Genomic DNA, 21,824 nt, shown 5'->3' on the forward strand with positions numbered 1-21,824 from the left:
AAATTATCAATATACTGTCTTACCTATTCTCCAAGATAGGTATTTGCCCTTCTCTGGATCAGCTCTGCAGTTTCTTGCGCTGATTTAGCCCCGTTGAAGAAGGCTTTTGCTTCATCCTGAATGATTTTGTCGATATTCGGATCAGCATTGGCATAAGTATTCAACCCTGAGATAAACTTGTTTATATAGTCGATATCCGCTTGAGTCATGGCTGCCGGGTTTAATGAAATTTCGCCGGGGCCATCCAACTTCAACCTTATTTTCCTTGTCATGCCTTTTGATGTATCTATTACCTGCTTTGCTTTCTGCTGCTGTGCAGTTCTGTTGATTGGGAAACCACCCATGGCTATACCACCTGATGCTCCAGGTTTTCCTTGCGCCCCCTCTACCTGCATGTCCTGTGCTTGGATTTCATCGGATAAAAGCACCTTCAAAAATCCCCAGGCTATTTCTGTATGTTTGGAATTCTTGTTGATGGCATAAAGCGAATTCGTCGAAAAGGTCCTCGAACCGGAATTGCCTGATGAAGGAATATTGTAAAGGCTTAAATGGTCATTAAGTGCAGATTTCATAAACCAGTACGTAAAATAATCATCGATGTTGCACGGATAGAAGACTATCGATCCTCTGCCCGCGGCGTCCAACACCGAAACCGTATCTGTTTGGACATTGCTGTTGACAAGCTTTTCATCACCAAAAGCCTTCACTGTATTCAGCAGGTCTATGAAGCCCTGGGAAGTAAAGCTGGCTTTCTTGTTATTAGTGTCAATGTAATTGCTGTAGCTTCCGCCGGTAAAGAGGTTCAGCATATCCATAGAGCTTACGCCGGGTAATGCCGCCCGGTTACCCGCACCAGCTCCGTCCTTCTGAGTCACTTTCTCCGAGGCTGATTTGAAATCATTCCACGTCCAGTGACCGTCATCAATTTTTATTGAGCTCTGGTCCAGGATCCCCTGGTTCGCCATCAAAACATTGAAGGTAAGGCTCGTGGGCAGAACATACAGGCTGCCGTTGGTTTTCATTGCATCGAAGATATTGCTATAATATTTGCTCTTATCAAAGCTCTTATCGCTAGCCATCATGTCACTTAAATTTGCGAGAATATTCTTGGCAACATACTTGTCGTAAGGCAGTCCGGCAACCGAGATGATATCCGGTCCCTTACCCGACAGTATCTGGGTATTCAGGTTTTTCACATATGTTTCATTATCGCTGCTTGGATATGTCTGGATATCTATCCTGTACTCAGGGTGCTCCTGCTGGAACTTGCTTATAGCCAATTCAAGCTGTCTATTGGATGCAGGAACTGATACAGTGATTACCTCCTGGCTTTGCTGCTGGGAAACGGTTTTGCTTCCCGTCCCGCAAGCCGTAAGACTCACTGTAAGTAGCACTGCAAGTAGTAGCAGGCTAATAATTTTTTTATACATTTTTAACATCACTTTCCTTTCGTTTTGTTATTTGTGAGTTATTTAAGAATATAAAGGCCCATGCCACCAAGACACCCTTTACATCCGTTGCATACGGCAAGCCTGACAAAAAAGCTGCCGCAGTCAGAATCCCCATTGAAAGAATGAACAACAAACCTAATACGGGGGTAAGCCTGCTGGAATCCATATTTAATTCCTTAAGCTCCCGGAGGCCTGCATACAAAAGCAGGGAGCCCAGAAGGAAGGAAATGCAGAAAAGCAGGTTCAAGAGCATATCGGAGGCATTAGCAATCAGTTCGGCCTGGGGTGCTACATAGCCCCTGTTTTGTATGCCTCCTTGAATAGCAGCTTTGATCAGATCCGAATAGTAAGAAATATTTATCAACTCATCCGGAATATTCTGCGGTGGAATATAAATTGTAAATCTGATCCCTATCCAGATGAGCACGATTCCCGTTAGTGAAAGTGCCATTTCCAGGATGCGGCGCCCTATTCCCTTCAGATTGTGTTTAATTACATTTGAAAAATAATCCGTCTTACACCTATCTCTGATTAGAAAATATATCTCTTTGCTTAAGTTTTTTACATGTGACAGTAATATGAGCATCGATGCAATTCCCAGAATAAATACCAGCAAAAGCGGCTTCTGCTCCATTAATGCAAGCTTAAGATTATAGTCACTGATCTTGTAGCTTGGAGGATCCTTGCCTATTTGCCTGATTGCAGCCGAAACCTCAGTGGTATTCTGATCCAGAGTATTGGCATCGGCTGTTTTTATTTGAAGATCGGTAATACGTGCCGTAGTATCAAGCTCCAGCATTACCGAAGCAGGTATGTATACCTCCGACAGGCCGTCATCCGTCAATTTTCCTGTGATTGAATCATCCTTTTCTATAACTCCTATAATTCTGAAGGCGGCACCGAATATATCAATAGTCTTGCCGGTAGCATTCTTTGTTCTAAAAATATCCCAGGCCAGCTCCTCATCGATTATAGCAACCATCACCCCCTCTTCTTCCTGTTTTTGTGTAATAAAGCTCCCTTCTTCCAAAGCCAGACCACTAAACATCGGATACATATAATCAGTACCGATCAGCCTGACAGGAAAAGCCCTACTACCACTGGATACCGAAGTGTCAACAAGACCGGATCGTGCAGTATAACTGATATCCTTTGTTGAAAGCTCTTTCTTAAGTCTTTTTATATCATCAATGGAAAAAGAATTCTTTCCCTGTGGGTCTGCCTGGTTTTTACCGGATACCAGCACCTTTTGCATGGAATAAGCGCCATTTAACCGGGCACACTGCTCAACCAATGCTCCACCCAATATAATCAATGAAAGCATCAGCAAAATTCCGGAGAACGTCAGGACCCATACAGCTTTTCGTCTTTTCATCATACCAACTCCTTAATTGGCAATCATAACGGGCGAGCCGTCTTCTAATGGCTTATCACTGTCTGAGATCACCTTATCCATAGCGTTTATACCGCTAAGAACCACGGTTTTTGTGTTGTCTGAGTCACCGATGCTGACAGACACCCTTTCCACATAAAACTCTTTTCCAAGGGGACCTTCCCTTTCCTTAAGTACATATACGAAAGATCCTTTATTGTCCTGCCCCACTGCGGAATTAGGTACAAGGACTTTATAGGAACCGATGCTCTTTTTGATATCAGCGGTACCGATCTCTCCTCCTATTAACCCATCCGGTGGAATATCGATTACAATATCCTTTTTTGCTCCAATCTGCTGCTGATTATCGGTAATCTGATTCACTTTCCCCTGTATAATCCTGTCGTTTAACGAATTTATCGATAGTTTGGCTTCATCACCCGGTTCAAGGTATTCTGCAGCACTTATATTTACAGTGGCTACAAATTGGAATCCCCCACCGGTGTCCGCAATTCTGTATAGCGGTTGGGAAGCATTTGCCGTCATACCCGCTGAATAATACAGCTCGGTGACCACCCCATCGCAGGGGGCCGTTACTGTGCTCATGTTCATTTCTTTGGTAAGCTCGGCTATTTTCCGCTCCGCCATACTTATATCAAGCTTCGTGCTTTCAATATCTCTTTTATTACTGCTTATTGCTTTATCCTTATTATTCTTTGCTATCTCATAGTCCAGCTTGGCATTATCAAGATTCATTTCTGCATCAGTCAGATTAATTGCAGCTATAGCACCTGCTTCATAAAGAGCTTTGCTGCTGTCGTGGTTTTTCTGGGCCTTTTCTACATTCTGCCGAGCAATTTGAACCGCTTTATCCAGACTCATCATGCTTTCCGGCGAACCGGCTTCCATGAGCTCTTCAAGATGCAGCATTTTCTGAGCATACATATCCAGCTCATCCTCCAATTGATTTTCTATATCGCTTGTATCAAGGGTCAGAAGTGTCTGCCCCTGTTTTACAGAGTCTCCTACATCGACCATAACTCCTGTCACCTTCATGCTGTTGCTTACATACAGGTCCTGGGTAGTATTTGCCTCTACATTGCCGGTACCCGTAACTTCCTTGATCAGTGCCCCGCTTGCAGGGGTTTCATAAGTCACCTTCGGCAGTGTGAAATTGTTTATGGTTCTTGAGAAAAAGGTTAAAAGAAGCATTGCTGTAATGAATATAACCGTTGCCCTTCCTGTTATCTTTCTTCTTTTGATATTTGCATCCTCAACTGCTACGTTCATATTGCATACCTCTAATCTCCTCCAATTTTCTATAATCTTGTTTCTATGCTATAAGTAACTGCCTGTATCAGCCTTTAAGTCCTGAGAGCTGAATCCCCTCTACGAGATAATTTTCTCCATAAAGGAAGATCAACAGCATTGGCAGCATATATATTGTCGATGCGGCAAAAGCTATCCCCATTTCCCCACTATTGATGCTGGACAGGTAAGTTGACAGCGGATGCATATTCACATCCTGCAGGAATATCAGCGGCTGCTCAACCATATTCCAATTGTCTATGAAAACCAGAATAGCAAGTGCAGCAAGTCCTGTTTTCGACATTGGGAGAATAATGCTGAAAAATATCCTAAACTGACCAGCTCCATCTACTTTTGCAGACTCAACGTATGCATCCGGAATGTACATCATAAACTGCCTCAGCAAAAAAACACCGAATGTTCCGAATATGCCGGGCAGTATGATGGATGAGTAGCTTCCTACAAGCCCCAGTTTGTCGGCCATGATATAGTTGGGAACCAACGTGACCTGGAACGGCATCATCATAATAATGATATATGTAAAAAACAGCTTGTCTCGAAAAATAAACTCCAACTTTGCAAACGCATAGGCAGCCATTGATGAAACAATTATCTGACCTAATACGATCGGAACCACTATTATCAACGAGTTCCAGAATTTTATGAGAAACTGTGTCCTTTTGACCAGAGCCGTATAGTACTGTGTTAAAGTCACCATGTCGGGTATAAGCTTTACATTGGCGTACTTGCCGGACAATGTACTGCCCTGTTGATCCGGGTTACTGGAAGTTACCATACTGTAGCTGTTCTCTATCTCCTGTTCACTCCTAAAAGAATTGGTAACCGTCAGTATAAGCGGGAATAGGAACACGACAGCCATGGCAAGCAGCACAACTGACAGTACTACCTTTCTAAGTCTTCTCTTGATATGCTTGGTAGCCTGCATAACTTTATCACCCTCCTATTGTACTGTTGATTCTTCTTTGAATCCTGAATAAAAACAGTACAAGTATGTAAATGACAACAGCCATGATAAATGCAGCTGATGTTAGCATCTGGTAATCTAGGGATGCAAATTTGTTGTTCATATAATGCTGCAGCATATAAATGCTGTCCTGAGGATATGCCCCAGAAATCAGATATACCTCCCTGAACACCTTGAAGGAATTGATTATAGACATTACGAATATGAAAAATGTAGTAGGTGTCAGATAAACCAATGTGATATTTGTAAACTTGTGCCAATTGCTCGCTCCATCGATGTCGGCTGCTTCGTAATATTCCGACGGTATATTTTGAAGGCCTGCGAGAAACAGTACCATATTATACCCGGTGTACTTCCACAAATAGACTATTACGACCACAATCCTGGCAAGATCAGTCTTCATCCAGTCTACCGGTGATAATCCAAGGGATGAAATAACAGCATTGAGGGAGCCGTTAATATCAAACAATATCTGCCATACCAGAACAACCGATGCAACCGGAACCACCAGGGGTATGATAAAACCCATACGTATAATATTCCTGCCGTAAATCCTCCTGTTCAGTAGCAGAGCAAGCCCAAGAGAGAACAGAATATTGAGAGGAACTGCAATTGCTGTAAAAACCATGGTGTTATATCCGGCCTTTAAAAAAACAGCATTCCTCAAGAGATCGATATAGTTTGTCAGCCCAACGAAGCTGCCACCCACCGGACTGTCTACGAATGAATAATATAACCCGCCTACAAAGGGTACAAAGAAAAAGATCAAAAACCCGATAAGACTTGGTGCAAGAAAGATTAGTGCTGTTTTGTTATTATATTTTTTTCCTGTCTTTAATAAAGCTGACATCCTCCATCCTCCTGCGGTACAATTCACTTCTAAGTCATATGCCTTACTTTAATCAACCCTATGAAGCTTTTTAAACATTTGCATGATCTATTTTCTTTTCATCTCCGAGGCTCTTTCTGAAATTATGAAAGCCTATCCGATTCGATAACTTCATTCTACCGAAGAGGGATAGGCTTTCTTTAAATAATTACTTATAAGGATCTTAAGTTTTCCTTATGAATGCCTTATTTTTTTAAGTACTTCCCGTAAACAGTGAATGCATCAATGATATGATACTGCTCAGTCTGGCAATTACCTGTAGCTCCTGCGGTAATCAAAATATATCAGTTCTATTTTGTTAGCCAAGCTGGCTAGACACAGCCTAACTTCACCAATATAGTCGGTTTTGCCGCCGAGGATTCTTGGAATTAATATTAACTCCTGACTTATAAGCAATTGAACTTTACGTCCTCAGATATTACAGCAGAAAAAGCAGATCAGGTGCAGATGAGGTAAAGTTCGGATATTATTTTTGTGCTAAAATATTGTTTTAAAAAACAGCCATGAAGAATCCTTCATAGCTGTTTCGCCGCAAAAATTAAAATATTTCGCTAAGAGTATCTCAAACAAGGCTTATATCTTTCTTAAGAAAATATAACCAATGCTCTATGGTTGTACCGTCAGTGAAAAGAAAAAGCGGACGCCATCTTGCGTATTTTCTACACCATAAATTGCATGATGAAGCTCCAGTATTTCCTTGGATATGGAAAGTCCAAGACCCGTACCTGCTTTGGATGTCCTCGCCTCGACACGGTAGAATTGGTCCCATATCTTTTTCCTGTCTTCCACCGATATTGGGTTCCCCTGATTTTCTACGCTGATTTCTGCTGTCTGTCCATTGTCTCTTACGGCAATTACGATTGCCTGTCCATTCTCCGTATGCCGGATTGCATTACTGATAAAATTAGTAATAACGCGACTGATGAGCCCTTTATGCCCCACTACCATTAGAGAACAAGGTATTAATATAAGAGAAAGACTTTTCTCCTGTATTTGCTCAGCCAGCGACCTGCATACTTCGGTAATCACTTTATCAATTTCAAAAGGAGCTATTTCAGGCTTATAGGTACCAGATTCAAACTTAGCTAGGTCCAACATGTTGACAACCAGCAAGTCCGTCCGTTGTATTTCGTCATCCATCGCCTGAAAGTAATGTTCCCTTTTTTCAGCAGCAATTCCGTCTTTTAAAATCGATAGACAACTTTTCATAACAGCAAGAGGCGTTTTCAATTCATGAGATACCCCGGCAATAAATTCCTTCCGTATAGTTTCCAATTTTCTCTCTTTATCGAGATCCTGTTTAAGCTGACCAATATATGCTTCCATCTGGTTCGACAGGTAATTGATATTTTGGGATAGCTGACCAATCTCATCCTCAGAACGCACCGGCAGCTTTTCCGTAAAATCCATGTTTGCTATTTTCCCTGTGATCTGGTTGATGGATATCAGCGGGTTCGCCAGCCACTTCGAAAAAATAAATGCTAAAAATATAACACACAGAAAGGTAAATCCAAAAAAGTACGGATAGAATTGCCGCATAACCGCTATTGCTTCATCTACCGGCTGAAGAGAGGTCATAGCAAAAATGTATCCCATTAATCCATTTTCAATAACCGGTTTAATGATGATCTTATATTCCGCTAAATCTTCTGTTGCACTAAGTTCTTCAGCACGCTGAAGGGGTTCCGCATTATCAGCCAGCAGCCTGGCTTGAAATTCTTTTACTTGTTCCAAAAAATAACCTTCCTGGTAAGGAAACGCTATATACGACCTTCGTTCCGGAAATATAGTTTTCGTTATCGTTCCCCTGTATAGGCCAGTTCTAAGGTGACTATAAGCTTGATCGGCCTGAGGACCATGCAGCTTGTTGGCAAGGTTTAAATTTACGACTCCCGCTGAATTAGTCTGAATCTGATAAGGTATCCTTTCATCTGCTATATCAACTGTATCAATAATCACCTCATCGCCGACCTTCAATGTTGAGAGTACAGCAGAAGAAAATTCTCCTTCAAAGGAGTACATTGGTATGCGCAGATTACCCTGGGCCTCATTCTTCAGTTTAACTTCGATATAGTAATTTTCTACATCCCCGATACGTCCATACTCATCCAATTTTGTAATCCAGACCTGATTATTCTTATAAAGCTCGACGGATGCTGCTTCCGCTCCTTTTTTCGCTGCTATATTTGAGTACTCGTCCATATCCATTTTGAGAGCATCCGCTTTCTTACTAATATAATATTTCTCAAAAAAGTAGTTTTGCGTAATGCCAATGACTAAAAACACCGTAGAGAATAATAGAGCTGTCAGCACAAACCATTTAAAAACAATACTTTTTCTCATAGCTGTTCCTCATCGAATTTATATCCCGAACGGATAACCGTAACAATACAGCTGCCTTTACTGCCCAGCTTAGCACGCAGGTTTCTGATATGGCTGTTTAAGGTCTTTTCATCACTATAAAAATCATATCCCCATATTCTCGAGATTAATTGCTCTCTGGTAATGACAATCCCTTTATTTTGCATTAAATAAGTGAGAATTTCCAATTCTGTATGCGTCAAATTAATGGTATTGCCATCTACTGAAACAAGTCTTGACCCCATATTTATGACAATACCTCCGGCCGATGTCAGCATTCCATCCACAGTATCTGAGTATTTTTCCAGAAACCGTTTCACTTTTGCCATTAAAACCCGGGGACTATATGGTTTGATCAGATAATCATCCGCGCCCAGCTCATATCCCAGCAAAGAATCATCCTCATCGGAACGCGCGGTCATAATGATGATAGGGATACCGGAACTTTTCCGTATCCTGCGGCATACTGACCAGCCGTCAAGCTTCGGCAGAACAATGTCTAAGATAACTAAATCAACAGAATTTGATTGAAACAACTCTAAAGCTTCTTCACCATCTGCGGCCTCTAATACCTGGTATCCATCCTCGATTAGATAGTCCATTATCACTTCACGTAAAATATCTTCATCTTCAACAACCAATATTTTATTCATCCCATACCTCCATCTGTTTCCTTACAAACTTAATTAGAGTTAACAGTGGTAAGCTATAATCATAAATAGCAGTATCAAGGTTTGCTACTTCCATTTTAAGTATGCCTTACAAGTAAAATCTTTTGTATTTACACATCTAATTTTATTATAACTGCAAAATTGATAAAGCAAAAATCAAAGGTTCTGCCTTTGTAAGCGTACTATAGTCCCACGTGTGTTGGGTCGATAATTCGGAGGTTTTTGTGTTGAATTTAAGGTCATCCTTATCCTCTCAATCACCCAATGTCATCTATAAAATAGCCTAAAATCGGGGCAAAAAAATGCACTTTTTTGCCCCGATTTTAGACTATTTTATGCTCCAAAACCACAACATCTTATGGTCATATCGCCTTATTTGAATTCTATCTTGTGGCCAATTGACCTGTATTCCCCTTAATACCTAATAAATTCGGAAAATCTCTTACTTCATAAGTGAGTACTATTCTCTGACTCTGTGGTGAATATTGATTGGCCCTTATAAAAACTTGTGACAATTGTATATCCAAAAATTAATGCTGAAGCCTGCATTGGCTTATGCCATGTAATCGTTGCGAAAAAAAATAATTGGCCCTGTCACCCTCTGAATAATGGAAAATGATTCTAAGTGTGTTATAATAATGAACCACTCTTCATTGAAATGGAGAGCATCTTTAGAATTCTGGGCAGAATATCCTGAAATCCTATTATATTGATCTGAGCTTGGCCTGCTTAATAAGCGCTTTTTTAAAGTCTCACATATTGGAGGTTGCTATGGAAATTAATTGGAATCGAAAATACAATACCATCGCGATGTACAGCTTCATTATCATTGCGTCCAGCATTCTGTTCTTTCTTGTTCTGTCAGGACTGGACAAGTTCATCAGAGTATTGGGAAGCTATTTTTCCGCTCTTACCCCCTTTATTTACGGGTTCGTCATTGCCTACCTTGTGAACTTCTTTTTGAACTTCTTTAATAACCAATTGTCAAAGATTCCTTCGATGAAGAAAATCAAAGCATCGCGGTTCCATATTCTGTCCCTCGTCCTAGCTTATCTGCTTTCCGCTTTTCTTGTGTATCTCTTTATCGCGTTCATTTTTCCACAGCTCTTCGCAAGCATCGCCGGGCTTGTCCGGAACACCCCTGACTATATCCGCTCCACGACGGTATACATCAAAGATCAATATAATGATATTCTGCTTCCACCGGAAGTCGTCGGTTTCATCAATGACCGCTTGGACCAGCTGACGCTCTTTAGCAGTGGCATCGCACAGGGCTTGGTCCCTATGGCGCTTTCCGTGCTTCGAAACACCGCCCTCTCCGTTTGGAACCTATTCCTCGGCATTATCATCTCTATCTACATGTTGGCAGAAAAAGAACGGTTCATCAATTTGGCCAAGAAAATCAACTATGGTGTCTTCAGCGTGACGATTGCTGATGAAATCCTCGTGATTGCAAGACGCACTCAACAGATCTTCAGTTGTTTCCTTAGTGGGAAAATCCTAGACTCCTTGATTATCGGAGTATTAACGTTCATCATCCTCACCCTGGTGAGTATGCCCTACGCGCTGCTGGTTTCTTTCATCGTCGGCGTAACCAACATCATCCCTTTCTTCGGTCCTTTCATCGGAGCCGTTCCTTCCGTGATCATTATTTTCTTTGAATCGCCGACCATGGCCTTGTGGTTCCTTCTCATTATTTTCATCATACAGCAGCTGGACGGGAATGTCATCGGACCGAAAATCCTTGGAGGTTCCCTAGGCATCTCAGCTTTTTGGATTCTCTTTTCCATCCTGTTAGGTGGTAAATTCTTCGGGTTTGTTGGCCTAATCATTGGTGTGCCACTCTTTGTGCTTATCTACTCCATCATCAAAGAGATAGTGGAAGTGCGCTTAAAAGCCAAGGGACTCCCGTTGGACACGAACGATTATATGGACAAATAGATAACGCTACTGGCTAAATGTAACGAAAGCAAATTCACGGATAGGAAATATTGCGAAGACCGACCACATAGACCACATAGACCACATAGACCACCTGCGTATGCTTGATCAATTTGGACAACTTCCCGGAGTGGCAGGTTCAAGGTTACTTGTTGTCGATAGGCCTCTGTTAAATAGCCAAGGGGCTGGCTATCGGCTTCATTGGCAGTGATCCCTGTACAGGTGACAAATTCCAAAGATCATCCCTTAAAAGGCCAAAGGAAAAATGCAACTCACGCTCGCTTCAGCCCCAGATGACGCGAGCGTGAGTGGATCGCTTGCTCGCAGTTGCTGTTCCAAATCTTAAGGGCCTGAAGCAGGATTCGACCGGTATCGCTGTTGGGGTCAAAACCGTGGGGGTCTTTTGTGATACGGCGGGCAAACATTGGCAAGCGCTCGATTTTATTCGGATGACGCCTATTCACCTGGCTGGCAGTTAAGGGTTTTACAAATTGCATCAAGTGTTGAAAATCTAATCGTTTGTGGAACAGACCGGTTGTAAAAGGGCAACCGTACTGGAGACCTTTTATTAGCCTTTTAACAATTTTTGCCCTGCAACGGAAGGCAGCTTCCTGTGAAACAATCCTTTGGCGTCGTCCAACAATGTATAGATTACAGGTACAACGATGAGTGTTAAGAAGGTTGAGGTAAGCAACCCGCCAATAATGGTAATAGCCATTGGGGCACGTCCCTCAGATCCTATTCCTGTTGCGAGCGCTGAAGGAAGCATACCAAAAATCATCGCTATCGTCGTCATCAGGATAGGTCTAAGTCGCGTAGAAGCTGCCAGGAGCAGGGCGGTACCTCTCTCTTCTCCCTCAGCCCGCTTTTGCTTGGCAAAGTCAACTAACAAAATGGCGTTTTTGGTGACCAGTCCCATCAACATGATGATGCCAATCATCGCCATCATGCTTAAATTGCTGCCTGTCAGAAACAGGGCCAACAGTGCTCCAATGATACCAAAGGGCAAAGAGAATATAATCGCAAAGGGATCCATAAAACTTTCGAACTGAGCGGCAAGGATTAAGTAGATGAGCAGAACTCCCATTAGAAGTGCGTTTATTAAGCCTGGCATAGCTTCTGCCATCATCTCCTCATCTCCGCCGCTAGCTTGGCTCACTCCGACCGGCATCTTCGTCTCCTTTTCCAGGGCCGTTGAAAACTGAGTAGCAAACTCACCCGCTGAAACCCCATAGATATTTGCTGTAATTTGAATTTCTCGAGCCTTGTCATACCTGTTAATTTCAGTTGAACCAGTGCCGAAAACTTGCTTTGTGACCTGATCTAGGGGGACCATACCATTTGAACTGGGCACATAAATCCCTTTCAAACTGTCAAAGTCCTTTCTTTGATCATCTTGGAGCAATACTTTAACGTCATAACGATCCTTTTCTGTTTCATAATAGGTGTCGATAGAACCATTGAATAGTGTTCCCAAGGTACTGGCAATAATCACTGGACTCACACCTAGATCAGCAGCCCGATCTCGATCCACTTCAAAGTTTGCTTCTGCTTTTCCGGTTTTATAGCTCATACTTACGTCAACAGCCCCCGGAACTTTCTTCAAGACTTTCTCTGCTTGCAGGGAATAGTCTAAAAGTTGATTAAAATCATTGCCGGTAAAATGGTAGGCAACAGCCTTTCCCGCCAGCATACCGGAACCAGTCGTCATAGCAACGCTAATCCCAGGGATCCGCTGTAAATCTTGCCGCATTTTATTGACGGTTTCACTTAAGAGTTCTTCTCTGGCATTCTTCTCTGGGAGTTGCACAATAATGCTGATGTTGTTGGCTGTAACGGTGGAGTACAGGAACTCCACTCCAGGATACTTGTTAAGAACGCTTTCCATTTTTTTAGTGGTCGCTGCAGCGCTCTCCAGGGTTGTCCCTCCATCTGTCTCCGCTGCAACGGTGATCTTGCCGGTGTCGGCGACCTCTAGAAAACTAGTTCCAACGCTGTTCAGAAGAAGTAAACTGCTGAAGAACAGTGCCAGGGCAATGGCGATTGTTTTAACCCTGTGCTTCAGTGCTGCCTTGAGGATCCTTGTATAGACTCGGGCAAGTTTAACAAACAAGTGGTTGAACCATACTAAAAATCTTCCCAGGGGACCGTGCTTTTTATCCAATTCATCCTTCTCACTTTTTACATATTTGGATGCTAGCAATGGCACTAAAGTAAAGGAGACAAATAAGGAAATCAAGGCACTAAACGCAACGGTTAAACCAAATTCCTTAAAGAAAGCTCCGATGATTCCAGCCACCATGGTAATTGGGAGAAAGACAGCAACGATGGTCAAGGTTGTAGCCGTCACGGCCAGTCCGATCTCACTCGTACCAGCTTTCGCTGCTTGAAGCGGAGATTCACCCATATTTAAGTGACGTACGATGTTTTCAATGACGACAATCGCATCATCAATGAGCAATCCAACCGCTAAGGAAAGGCCCATTAAAGACATGGTGTTGAGTGAAAATTTCATCAGGTACATAGCTGCAAAGGTTGAAATAATCGATATCGGCAGCGAGAGTGCACTGATGGCCGTACTTCCCCCACTCCGCAGGAAGAGGAATACAACGAGAACTGCTAGTATACACCCTTCCAGCATCGTTTTCTGAACTTCAAACACGGACGCCCGTATGACCTGTGAATCGTCATTGACAATATCCAGTTTCACATCCTTAGGCAGTGACGTTTGAATCTCAGCAATTTCCTTTTTAAGATCATCCACTACTTGGGTGGTATTTTCTCCGGATTGTTTGACAATATCAATACCAATCGTTTCTGCACCCTTGTAATATGATAAGCTGTCCCGCTCCTTAATAGTGTCTTCCACTTGGGCAATATCCTTGATTCTTAGTTCAGTCCCTTGACGATTGGCGACTAAAACGTTCAAGAAATCTTCGACTTCTTTGACCGTACCATTCGTTCTGATGGAAACTTCTTTATCCCCGTTGGAAACTTGACCACTTGACATATCTATGTTATCACTTTCCAGGCCCTGTGTGATTTCCGCTGTTGTCACATTCAGAGCCGCCATTTTTTCTTTATCGAGTTTGATCTGTATTTCTCGAACTTGCGCACCATAGGTGGTAACCGATCCAACGCCCTTAACCGTATTAAGTTTCTTGATGATCTCATCTTCGACTATTTGGGATAGGTCCTTATTGGCAAGAGGGCTGGTGACCACGAAGGATAGAATGGGTGTTGCCGCAAAGTCGAATTTTTGAATAATGGGTTCATCCATATCCTGTGGTAAAGTGCCCCGTATGCTGCTTATTTTATCTTTAATTTCTTGCGTTGCCGCATTGACTTGCGTTCCAGAACTAAACTCAATCACGGTTTGGGAGACCCCTTCCGTAATAGTGGAGGAAATGTGTTTCACTCCCGAAATTTGTCCGACTGATTCCTCAACTTTTTTTGTCACTTTCGATTCAAGCTGCTCTGCTGAAGTTCCCTGTAAGGACATGGAAACACCTATTAAAGGAATATCGATCTTAGGATTTTCATTAATGGGTAGTCCTCTATAACTTAGCACACCCACTGCCAGCATAGCGATAATGACTACTGTGGCAAATACAGGCCTTTTCAGACTGATATCTGTTAAAAACATAAGTCTTGTCCTCCTATTCCGTCACCACTGAAACCGCATCGCCATCCTGCAGTGTATTCACATTGGTAATAATGACGCTGTCCCCATCTTTTACACCGTCTTTGATCTCCACTAAGCCTTTGGAAATTTGCCCAATACTGACAATGCGTTTACGGGCAACCCCTTGATCATTCACAAACACTGTATAATTTCCTGGATTTCCACTCAAGGCATCCGTTGTCACTGCAATTACTTCTGATGTCTGGTCACTTACAATATCCACCTTGGCATAAATACCCGGTTTCAGTTCTTGATCAAGATTAGCCACCTCAACTTTGCATTTAAAAACCCTTGAAGTCGTATCGGCAGAGGCTTCAATACTTTTAATTATTCCGTCATAGTCTTTAACGTCGTTACTGCCAACGTTTATCTTGGCACTCTGTCCTACTTGCAAAGAACTCATATCGTTTTGGTCTACTTCTACCACAGCATAGATCGGTGAAATAGCTTTAACTTTTACTAGGACAACACCTATGTTCGCATATTGCCCCAAACTCACGCTTTTCTCATCCAAAATACCCGTAATAGGAGCAGTGATGGTCGTATCCGCCAGAGAATCTGTGTGATTTTTTAAATCAACCTGTGCTGTAATAACATTAGCTTTTGCTGTTTCAACACTGGCTTTTGCTGTTCCAATATCGGCTTTTGCCGATTCCAGATCACTTTTCGCATTACTTACCGTTGTTTCAGCGCTTTCTAGTTCAACCTTGGAAATGGCTCCCCTGTTAAAAAGCTCTTTCGTTCTGTCATAGGTGCGCACTGCATTTTCTACACTCAGCTGCATTTTCTGCAACCCGGTTTGTAAAGACACTAATTGACTCTCAGAAGATTTTACTTGACTTTCTGAGGCTTTCAGCTCGGCTTGAGAAGAAGCTATGTTGTTTCTAATTTCCTGATCATCCAATTTGATTAACGGGTCTCCTTGGGATACATACTTACCATTTTCGAACATGACCTGAACTACCTTACCGTCAACTTTGCCACTTACAATTCCCTCTTGAGAGGCAACTAAGGTAGCTTTATAGGAAGCAGTTACGTTCTTTAGAGTATTCTTAGCCACACTCACTTTGACAGAAACCTCCTGTGGAGCAGCTACGGCAACGACTGTTTCCTTCTTTCCCAGGAAGGCTACAACTCCAGTGGCAGAAACGGTGAAAACAAGCAAAACGACTATCATGATCACTGATTTTTTCGTCAGTTTGAATCGCCGAATAGCTGGACCTATATTATTAAACATTATGTAATCCCCCTCCATCTTGTTAAAACATAGGAGTATCATAACGCGGCAACATAAACGGAATTTAAATGGAACATTAACGCAATGTAAACAGAGCAAACAAATAAAACACCGCAGATGTTTGCTATACAATACATCTGCGGTGTTTAAATTACCTTTGTGATTTTTATTATCCATCCAAACGTGGCAACGAAATGATAAACTCCGTCCCCTTGCCTAAGGCGCTTTTAAGGCGTATCTGCCCCTTGTGCATAGTCACTATTTTTTTCACTAAGGATAAACCCAATCCATTACCACCCAGCGAACGTTCTCTTGACTTATCCACCTTATAGAATCTCTCAAATAGATGGATCTGGTCTGTCTCTGAAATACCGATGCCGTTATCAGCGATGGTACAGCGTACCGCATTTTCGTTCTCTGTCAGTGTAACGCTGATATTTCCAGCCTCCGGGGTAAACTTAACGGCATTGTGAAGTAGATTTACCCACACCTGCGAAAGCAATCCCTCATCCCCCATGAACATGAGCTTGTGCAGGGAAAGGTCAAGATTAATGCCTTTCTCCAGCCATTGCGGCTCCAGCATTAATATGGCGCTTTCAATCTGTTTGTCCAGCCTGAATTCATGCGGTGCAAAGGAAACGTGTTCTGATTCTAAGGCTGATAATTTCAGAAGATTATCGCTCAGTTTGGACAATCTCCTACTTTCTGTTTCGATAACCTCGACATAATGCCTTCTCAGTTCCGCGCTAAGCGCTTCGTTTTTTAGAAGCGCAGCGAATCCACTGATCGAAGTAAGGGGGGATTGTATCTCGTGGGATACATTGGAGATAAACTCCTGTCTTAACCTCTCCATAGAGCTGAGTCCTTCAGCCATCTTGTTGACACTTTCGGAAATTCCATGAAAGTCATTTCTCTGGAGGTTTGAATAAGTTGTTGGAATGACTACATCAAAATCACCCTGGGCGATTTTATTCAAGGCGTTCGTCACAATGTTGATATAATCCATCTGCCTATGATTGAGCCGTTCTTGGAATACCCAATGAACGATGAGAACGGTTCCAGCAAAGCCGAAAAGGATAGAGACAATATAGGCACGCAGTGGCGTTGGACGGTCTATATCTGAAAGAATCAATACAGCCAACCAATAGCCAACTACTAAAAAAAAGAGACTAATTATTCCAGTCGCCAGCCCACGTGCAAAACCAGAAAATATCATTCGGGGTGCTTTCAAGTCAACACCTCCAAACGATAACCCAGCCCTCGTACTGTCGTTATCTTGAACCCATATTGTTCTGCCGGGAAGCGCTCCCGTAATCGATTCACATGGACATCAAGGGTCCGTTCATTCCCCTCAAAGTCATACCCCCAGATACCCTCTATCAATTGATCCCGAGGGAACGTCTTGCCCGGAGTGCCTGCCAGCTTAAACAATAGTTCAAATTCCTTCATGGGGATGTCCATTTTTTCGTTATCCGTGCAGATGGTATAGCTATTTTTATCAATGGTTAAGGTTCCGATTTGAACACTCTGTGAGGATATAATTTTATAGCGCCGAAGCAAGGCCTTCACTCTTAGAATCAGTTCAGGAGCCTCAAAGGGCTTTGTCAGATAATCATCAATCCCTCGCTCAAACCCTTTGATCTTCTGACTGATTTCCCCATCAGCGGTTAGCATCAAAATGGGTATATCCTGATAGTTTTGACGAATAATCTGGCATAGTTCAAAGCCATCCATTTTTGGCATCATGATATCAATAATGCATAAGTCAGGAATTTCTTCGCTGAATTTTTGGAGTGCAACACGACCATTTGTTGCCTCATAGATGCTGAAGCCTTCATTTATTAATAATGTGCTTACAAGTTCACGAATGTAATTATCGTCATCAACGATCATTATCCTGCCCATTGGAAACTTCACCTCCTGTATAGCTTTTAGCTTATACCAGAAATATAAACGGAGTATAAATTATTGTAACCGAAGGGATCCATTTGAAAGATAGAATATCAGGCAGATTCAACTGTTTCACCACAAAGATAAAGATCATGTAGCCATAGGTACCGCTAAAATAATAGCTACTTCCTTAGAATTCAATACTGTATTAGAACTGAAGGAATATATTTACAAATGTCTTTAGTGGCACAGTCGAGTATATGCCGTCTTCTGTCCAATCTAAATATCAAATGCTGCTGAATAGGAAAAAATCCAGCTGAACGTCCCGATGGGATAATTGCATGACCAATTCTTGGAGTGGAAGATACCTTTGAGAATCAACAACCACTTGCATAGCCTCGGCTGTAATGGAATCCAAATAGTTCCCATTATCGTAAAGGGTAAGATTGTGTTTTACCCTAGTCATGGCAAAATAAAGCTGGCGTTTTGCCTCGTTCGTTCCAGGGTCAAATTGGTCCAGCATCAGAAAGACATTGTCAAACTCTCGACCTTTAACCTTGTGAACGAAAATTTAGGGTGGAAAAAGTCCACTACCTACACGGTCCTCAGGAAATTATGTGAGCGAGGAATCTTGAAAAACGAAGATGCGGTTGTCGCCTCACTTGTCAAACGTGAAGAGGTCCAAAAATACGAGAGTGAAACATTAATTGAGAAAGCTTTCAACGGGTCGTTGCCACAATTTTTGACTGCTTTCTTAGATGGGAAACGATTAACGTCCAAAGATGCAGCGGCACTGAAAACCAACATTGAGCAGGCGATCAAATGAATACATTAATCCGTCGGGAACTCCTGATTTTGGCTGTCAAAAATGCTTACGGGACATTTCGTGACGCTCCAATCCAACGCGGGAGCCGTCAAGATTCAGTTTTAGATATCTTTCATAAGTGGTTGCCATCATGACCTCGCATTCTATGTATTCGCTGACTAATCGGGATTTATCGCAATGTAGGATTATCAGAGATAGTGGAAGTTCACTTGAAAGCCAAGGGACTCCCGTTGGACACGAATGATTATATGGACAAATAGACAACACTACGCTCACGCCACTTTTCCATACTGTTTCTTAAACATAGCATCAAGGAAGTCCTTCCTCGAAAAAGAGTATATCCCTAACGCCAGCCAAATTAGACCAAAGCTCATAAAATCAACCCCAGTAAAAACTTCTTTAAACAAGAAAATACCCATTAGAAGAGTAATGCTAGGAGATAGATATTGGATAAATCCAATAGTTGATAAGGGGACACATTTGGCTGCTTGTGCAAACAACAAGAGGGGGATCGCGGTCACTATTCCAGTAAGAACGACTAATATTAATACATTTAAAGGCAAAGCAGTTAAAGTACTCGTTCCTTCGACTTGTTTATAAACTATGTACCCTAACGCTATTGGGGCAATAATCATGGTTTCCGCCGTTAGACCGATAATCGATGTGAGATCAGATAGTTTCTTAACCAACCCATATAATCCGAAGGAAATTGCGAGTAACAGGGCCACCCAAGGCATCTTTCCATATTGAACAGTAATCACAATTACGCCTAATAACGCTAATAATAACGAGACGACCTGCCACTTATCTATTCGCTCTTTTAAGACAACAATACCTAAGACAACTGTAAATAATGGATTAATATAATAACCTAAACTTGCTTCTATTACGTGATTATTATTAACCGCCCAAATATAAATAAACCAATTAGCAGTGATTAATAGACTCCCGACAAATACACTTAAGATGGTCTTCGCGCTTGAAAAAACCTTTTGAAGGTCTCTTAAACCTCCGACGGTTAAGAGAATCAACAATAGAAATACGAAAGACCACAATATTCGAGAAGCAAGTATTTCCGAAGCATCGATTTGCTTCAAGGCTTTCCAAAACAATGGAAGAATTCCCCACAATACATAGGACAAAATAGCGTAAGCAATTCCCTTACCATAGGACCTTTCACCTAGAGTCCTCATAAGTTTATTTAACAAAAAAACATCCCCAATCTACCTCTCCACTCTAATCCCCAACACAAATCTGCCTTCACCCTCTCTTTCTATTTTTCAAACGTAATATGATACCACTCTAACTATGAAAAAACGGTCTATACTTATAATTACGAAATTGCAATTTATAGTTAAGCATCTGCAACTAATCCTCGTAAGAAGTTAGTTGCAGATGCTGTATTTAATTAGATATCCTTCGAAAGCTCCGGTGTATATTGAACGATGGTCAGATATTTAATCGCCGCTAGTCACTGACCATCTTCAACTATATCTAAAATTCTTCATTTTCCTGTTATATCCTGCCCATGACTGTTTTTTTCTACATTAAAAGTACAACATTTTTTGTTCTGGTACCTATATTTAAACAATCGGCCATACCGAACAAGGCGGTACATCGTTATCTTTATTCTTTTTTGTTATTTGTGTCAAAGTTTTAGCCAAGCGCTTTACGCCTTCAAGCAATACTGCTTCATTGTGAGTTGTAAAACAGAGGCGAAACTCTTTATCAAGGGTGGGTACTGTATGGAAGGCTTCGCCAGGCACAAAGGAAATTCGGTTTTTTGCAGCTTCTTGTAGGAGTCGCTGGGAAGTACCCGCTTCTTTTAACTTACACCAAAAGTAAAATCCTCCCTCGGGTACGATAAATTCAATATGGTTCGCACACAAACGCTGGAGGGCATTAGCCATTGTGTCCCGGCGTTTTTTATATTCCCTCCGCACCGTGGTCAGATGCTCTGCAAGCATTCCTTCATTTAAAAACATTGTCACAAGCCATTGGGCTATGTTGTTGGAATGCAGGTCAATAAACTGTTTTTCCAAGGCAAGCCGGTTGATTAAAACAGGCGGACCTACAAGATAGCCTGTACGTAAACCTGGGAATAGAATTTTTGAGAAAGTCCCCAGATAAACTACTCCTCCGTAGGAATCTAAAGTTTTAAGAGACTGAGGGGGCTGTTCCCCATAGTACAAATCGCTATAAGGATCGTCTTCCACTATCACAAGCCGATGACGTTTGGCGAGTTTTAGCAAATCCTGGCGTTCTTGTGTAGGCATTACCCTGCCGGTCGGGTTTTGATAAGTAGGTATCAGATATAACAATTTTGGCCGGTAACGAATTATAAAGTCCTCCAACAGCTCTAAGGATAATTTTCCCGAGCAAGGCAGGCTTAAAATCTTTGCCCCTGCAGCCTGAAATACTTGAATAGCACCAATAAACGTTGGTGCTTCCATCACAACATAGTCGCCTGGTTCCAACAATACTTTGCTAAGTAAATATATGCCTTGTTGGGACCCAGAGAGAGTGAGTATGTTCTCCGTCGAAGCCGGTATGCCCTTCTCGCTCAACATTGCGGCGATTACCTTTCTCAAAGGGTTATAACCTTCTATGGCAATATGTCCAAAATCACCCGGGGCGGCCCTTCCAATATTGCGGTTAAACAACTCGGTAAAGGTCTTCATAGGATAAAGAGCCGGATCAGGCATGCCTGCGGCTAGAGATATAGTACCTTGCGTAGGAGTAGAAAGCATGTCCCTCAAGATTGAGGCTGACGGGTTTTGAGGATAGGCGGTAAACAGTTGGAGCCAGGGAACTTCGGATAGGGAATCAACATCTCGCCTTTGCGCTACATAAGTCCCGCTACCTACTTTTGTCCATACCAATCCCTGCTGTTCCAACTTGCGATAGGCATTGATAGCAGTTGTACGGCTTACAGCAAAGAGGTCAGCTAATTCGCGCTCAGGGGGTAGCTTCGTACCTGAAGGCAGGATTTGCTTTTGGATTTTGTCAGCAATGAGTAAGGCCATTTGCAGATAGAGCGGTTGCTTATTCAAAGTATCCAGCTCTGCACTATTCAGGTGTTTGGATATGTCCATTTAGCACTTCCCCTTATTTTGTATCCAATTTTTATTATATAAGCGCAATTGGATATTTACAATATATTCTCCAATCGTTAAGATTTAAGAAATATTATAGGTAGGTGGAATGA

20 protein-coding genes are annotated in these 21,824 nt (G+C 42.1%); 3 read left to right on the forward strand and 17 right to left on the reverse strand.

From position 1 onward, the window contains the following. Positions 1–23: 23 nt before the first annotated feature. The 7 genes from E4K67_RS24635 to E4K67_RS24665 form a co-directional block, all read right to left on the reverse strand. Entirely contained in the window at positions 24–1,430 is a 1,407-nt protein-coding gene (locus tag E4K67_RS24635) for an ABC transporter substrate-binding protein (protein WP_243454611.1), read from the reverse strand. Further along, the gene (locus tag E4K67_RS24640) at positions 1,423–2,829 is read right to left on the reverse strand and encodes an ABC transporter permease (protein ID WP_243454612.1); all 1,407 of its coding nucleotides are present in this window, start codon (positions 2,827–2,829) and stop codon (positions 1,423–1,425) included. The genes E4K67_RS24635 and E4K67_RS24640 overlap by 8 nt, the downstream gene beginning before the upstream one ends. Positions 2,830–2,838: 9 nt before the next feature. After that, positions 2,839–4,113, reverse strand: a complete 1,275-nt coding sequence (locus tag E4K67_RS24645) for an efflux RND transporter periplasmic adaptor subunit (protein WP_135551598.1) — start codon at positions 4,111–4,113, stop codon at positions 2,839–2,841. A gap of 67 nt (positions 4,114–4,180) precedes the next feature. After that, entirely contained in the window at positions 4,181–5,077 is an 897-nt protein-coding gene (locus tag E4K67_RS24650; RefSeq protein ID WP_135551600.1) for a carbohydrate ABC transporter permease, read from the reverse strand. A gap of 7 nt (positions 5,078–5,084) precedes the next feature. Further along, a complete protein-coding gene (locus E4K67_RS24655) occupies positions 5,085–5,966 on the reverse strand; it encodes a carbohydrate ABC transporter permease (RefSeq protein ID WP_135551602.1) in 882 nt (293 codons plus the stop codon). A gap of 645 nt (positions 5,967–6,611) precedes the next feature. Beyond that, entirely contained in the window at positions 6,612–8,348 is a 1,737-nt protein-coding gene (locus E4K67_RS24660) for a sensor histidine kinase (protein ID WP_135551604.1), read from the reverse strand. After that, positions 8,345–9,019 carry a response regulator transcription factor gene (locus E4K67_RS24665; RefSeq protein ID WP_135551606.1) on the reverse strand — a complete coding sequence of 225 codons (675 nt, stop codon included), beginning with the start codon at positions 9,017–9,019 and terminating at the stop codon, positions 8,345–8,347. Before E4K67_RS24665 ends, E4K67_RS24660 begins: the two co-directional genes overlap by 4 nt. A 789-nt stretch (positions 9,020–9,808) precedes the next feature. On the opposite strand from E4K67_RS24665, the gene E4K67_RS24670 reads away from it, so the two are divergent. Then, on the forward strand, positions 9,809–10,978 hold the full coding sequence (locus E4K67_RS24670) for an AI-2E family transporter (RefSeq protein ID WP_135551608.1): 1,170 nt from the start codon (positions 9,809–9,811) through the stop codon (positions 10,976–10,978). On the opposite strand, the gene E4K67_RS24675 is transcribed toward E4K67_RS24670, so the two are convergent. The 8 genes from E4K67_RS24675 to E4K67_RS24710 form a co-directional block, all read right to left on the reverse strand. Then, positions 10,963–11,214, reverse strand: coding sequence for a hypothetical protein (locus E4K67_RS24675; protein WP_135551610.1), 252 nt, complete (start codon positions 11,212–11,214; stop codon positions 10,963–10,965). The two genes, E4K67_RS24670 and E4K67_RS24675, sit on opposite strands and share 16 nt — an antisense overlap. A gap of 36 nt (positions 11,215–11,250) precedes the next feature. Further along, the gene (locus E4K67_RS31665) at positions 11,251–11,475 is read right to left on the reverse strand and encodes a TIGR02679 domain-containing protein (RefSeq protein WP_158408572.1); all 225 of its coding nucleotides are present in this window, start codon (positions 11,473–11,475) and stop codon (positions 11,251–11,253) included. Beyond that, complete coding sequence (locus E4K67_RS31670; RefSeq protein ID WP_135551614.1) at positions 11,435–11,527, reverse strand: helix-turn-helix domain-containing protein; 93 nt, start codon at positions 11,525–11,527, stop codon at positions 11,435–11,437. The genes E4K67_RS31665 and E4K67_RS31670 overlap by 41 nt, the downstream gene beginning before the upstream one ends. A gap of 19 nt (positions 11,528–11,546) precedes the next feature. Further along, complete coding sequence (locus tag E4K67_RS24690) at positions 11,547–14,624, reverse strand: efflux RND transporter permease subunit (protein WP_135551616.1); 3,078 nt, start codon at positions 14,622–14,624, stop codon at positions 11,547–11,549. A 13-nt stretch (positions 14,625–14,637) separates the two neighbouring features. Then, positions 14,638–15,900 carry an efflux RND transporter periplasmic adaptor subunit gene (locus E4K67_RS24695; RefSeq protein ID WP_135551618.1) on the reverse strand — a complete coding sequence of 421 codons (1,263 nt, stop codon included), beginning with the start codon at positions 15,898–15,900 and terminating at the stop codon, positions 14,638–14,640. A gap of 169 nt (positions 15,901–16,069) precedes the next feature. Beyond that, positions 16,070–17,131, reverse strand: a complete 1,062-nt coding sequence (locus tag E4K67_RS24700) for a sensor histidine kinase (protein ID WP_243454613.1) — start codon at positions 17,129–17,131, stop codon at positions 16,070–16,072. Further along, positions 17,128–17,805, reverse strand: coding sequence for a response regulator transcription factor (locus tag E4K67_RS24705; protein WP_135551620.1), 678 nt, complete (start codon positions 17,803–17,805; stop codon positions 17,128–17,130). The genes E4K67_RS24700 and E4K67_RS24705 overlap by 4 nt, the downstream gene beginning before the upstream one ends. Before the next feature lie 271 nt (positions 17,806–18,076). Beyond that, a complete protein-coding gene (locus E4K67_RS24710) occupies positions 18,077–18,313 on the reverse strand; it encodes a hypothetical protein (RefSeq protein WP_243454614.1) in 237 nt (78 codons plus the stop codon). Here E4K67_RS24710 and E4K67_RS24715 point away from each other — a divergent pair. Next, positions 18,302–18,616 carry a BlaI/MecI/CopY family transcriptional regulator gene (locus E4K67_RS24715; RefSeq protein ID WP_243454615.1) on the forward strand — a complete coding sequence of 105 codons (315 nt, stop codon included), beginning with the start codon at positions 18,302–18,304 and terminating at the stop codon, positions 18,614–18,616. The genes E4K67_RS24710 and E4K67_RS24715 overlap by 12 nt on opposite strands. Then, positions 18,613–18,750 carry a hypothetical protein gene (locus E4K67_RS29950; RefSeq protein WP_158408573.1) on the forward strand — a complete coding sequence of 46 codons (138 nt, stop codon included), beginning with the start codon at positions 18,613–18,615 and terminating at the stop codon, positions 18,748–18,750. Before E4K67_RS24715 ends, E4K67_RS29950 begins: the two co-directional genes overlap by 4 nt. A gap of 138 nt (positions 18,751–18,888) precedes the next feature. Here the strand turns inward: E4K67_RS29950 and rarD are convergent, their stop codons facing one another. Together rarD and pdxR are read right to left on the reverse strand one after the other, a co-directional pair. Then, positions 18,889–19,824, reverse strand: a complete 936-nt coding sequence (rarD, locus tag E4K67_RS24725; RefSeq protein ID WP_243454616.1) for an EamA family transporter RarD — start codon at positions 19,822–19,824, stop codon at positions 18,889–18,891. Positions 19,825–20,199: 375 nt separating this feature from the next. After that, positions 20,200–21,711: a MocR-like pyridoxine biosynthesis transcription factor PdxR gene (gene pdxR, locus E4K67_RS24730; protein ID WP_135551624.1), complete on the reverse strand. Its 1,512-nt coding sequence runs from the start codon at positions 21,709–21,711 to the stop codon at positions 20,200–20,202. Positions 21,712–21,824: the final 113 nt, after the last annotated feature.

It is taken from the genome of Desulfosporosinus fructosivorans (assembly GCF_004766045.1).
In the GTDB taxonomy this organism is placed as follows: Bacteria; Bacillota; Desulfitobacteriia; order Desulfitobacteriales; family Desulfitobacteriaceae; genus Desulfosporosinus; species Desulfosporosinus fructosivorans.